This window comes from Bradyrhizobium sp. Ses1 (assembly GCF_059512365.1).
This window is the reverse complement of record NZ_JCAMOQ010000166.1, coordinates 1-1424: the sequence shown is the minus strand read 5'-3', so window position 1 is coordinate 1424 and position 1424 is coordinate 1. Positions and strand designations below refer to the sequence as shown.

Below are 1424 nucleotides of genomic sequence, written 5' to 3'. Positions count from 1 at the left end.
CTTGCAGGCTTTCGGACGCCGGCCGCCGAGCACGCGGCGACCTCCCTCATGCGGCCGGCATCCGAAACCCTTCACAACAGGCGACATCGCAGAGTTGGCCTGATATGAAAGCGAGCGACGAGAGCCGCGCACCTCATGGCCATTCCGCAATGAAGCCGCGGGCCTTGTAGGATTCTATCTTGTCCCACTCGCGCAGCACGCGACGGCGGAATTCAGGATTAGTGTGCCAGAGCGCACGTGGCGTTGCGAACGCATCGATCGTCACCAGCATCTTCTCCACTTCCGGCCAGTGCCGCTGCAGCGTCATCGCATAGCGCCGCGCCGTCCAGGTATTGCCAAGGCAAATCACGCTGCGTACATTCTTCAGTCCCAGCGCCGCATCGATCACCGGCAGCGAGAAGATAACGTTCTCCCCCGTGTTCATCGCGCGATGCTCTTCGAGGATTTTTTCCTCCGGCATGCCGCGCGCGACCATCTCACGCTTGATGATAGCGCATTCAGAAGCGTCCAAGCCGGAGGTCACGCCGCCGCTGACAATGGCCCATTGGCAAAGGCCCCCGCGCCAGAGTTCGTACGCCTTTGCGGCGCGCAGGTCGATATCCTGCCACGTGCCGAACACGAAGAGCAAATCGGCTGCTTTCAGGGCTGTGTCGGCAAAATGCGTCGCGTTGATCGCAGCAATTTCGGCCGCGCGTCGGGTATGCGATTGTTGCGGTCCTGTCCCACTGCTCTCCTCGCGTCCGGCGGCACGATGCCGCGCATCGTCGCGCGAGCGAAATCACGTTTGTTGTCGCTTGATTACGGCAACAGCGCTTCCGGCCGGAATACCCGCTATGGGTCACGAGCAGCGATGCAAAGCCGCGCGACGACACGTCGGGTATAGCGTTGGCAGCAGACTTGCGAAATTGTGCGAGGTTCTTCGTCTCTGGGCCAACAACAGAAGTAGCACTTAACCACGCTGCCATCGGATGCCCCGATGGTGGGAAGGCGTCAATGCCTCTCGCGGCTGCGGAATACGACTGACGCCGCCTTCACTGCGAACCACGCAACGAAAGCAGCCAGCACCGCCGCATAAAGCGCAAAGAAAGGTCTGTAAGTTTGGCCGTTGACGTATCGGATTAGTTCGAGAGTCTGGAAAAATCCGATGCTGCCCAGCCAAATCAGCCGAACCAGCCATTTCCACAGGATGGGTTTGAGATCATCTACAAGCGATTCGTCTTTTGACATTTACCCGGCAACCTCCTCGGTTGTTTAGCGCGCCGGCATTGTGACCTAGTGATCTCGACGGTCACGAATTGATTAAAATTTCGAAAGCCGACATTACGAAAAGCCGGCCGACGTCTGCTCCGGGTGTGCGCCGTGACAAGGCGGCGCTTTCCAGTGGGTGCAAGTCCCACCCGGCAAACGCTCCAGCCGGAAGCAAT

3 protein-coding genes are annotated in these 1424 nt (G+C 59.3%); 1 reads left to right on the top strand and 2 read right to left on the bottom strand.

Features of this window, described 5'->3' with window-relative positions:
• Positions 1-133 precede the first annotated feature (133 nt).
• Complete coding sequence (locus tag AC5ZG5_RS46145) at positions 134-619, bottom strand: YdcF family protein (protein WP_456647247.1); 486 nt, start codon at positions 617-619, stop codon at positions 134-136.
• On the opposite strand from AC5ZG5_RS46145, the gene AC5ZG5_RS46140 reads away from it, so the two are divergent.
• On the top strand, positions 545-883 hold the full coding sequence (locus AC5ZG5_RS46140) for a hypothetical protein (protein ID WP_456647248.1): 339 nt from the start codon (positions 545-547) through the stop codon (positions 881-883). The genes AC5ZG5_RS46145 and AC5ZG5_RS46140 overlap by 75 nt on opposite strands.
• A gap of 107 nt (positions 884-990) precedes the next feature.
• Here AC5ZG5_RS46140 and AC5ZG5_RS46135 read toward each other — a convergent pair whose 3' ends face one another.
• Positions 991-1227: a hypothetical protein gene (locus tag AC5ZG5_RS46135; RefSeq protein ID WP_130231588.1), complete on the bottom strand. Its 237-nt coding sequence runs from the start codon at positions 1225-1227 to the stop codon at positions 991-993.
• Positions 1228-1424 lie beyond the last annotated feature (197 nt).

Bases quoted from the DNA above. Each gene is read 5' to 3' on its own strand.
- AC5ZG5_RS46135 (WP_130231588.1), bottom strand. From the start codon at position 1,227: ATGTCAAAAGACGAATCGCTTGTAGATGATCTCAAACCCATCCTGTGG.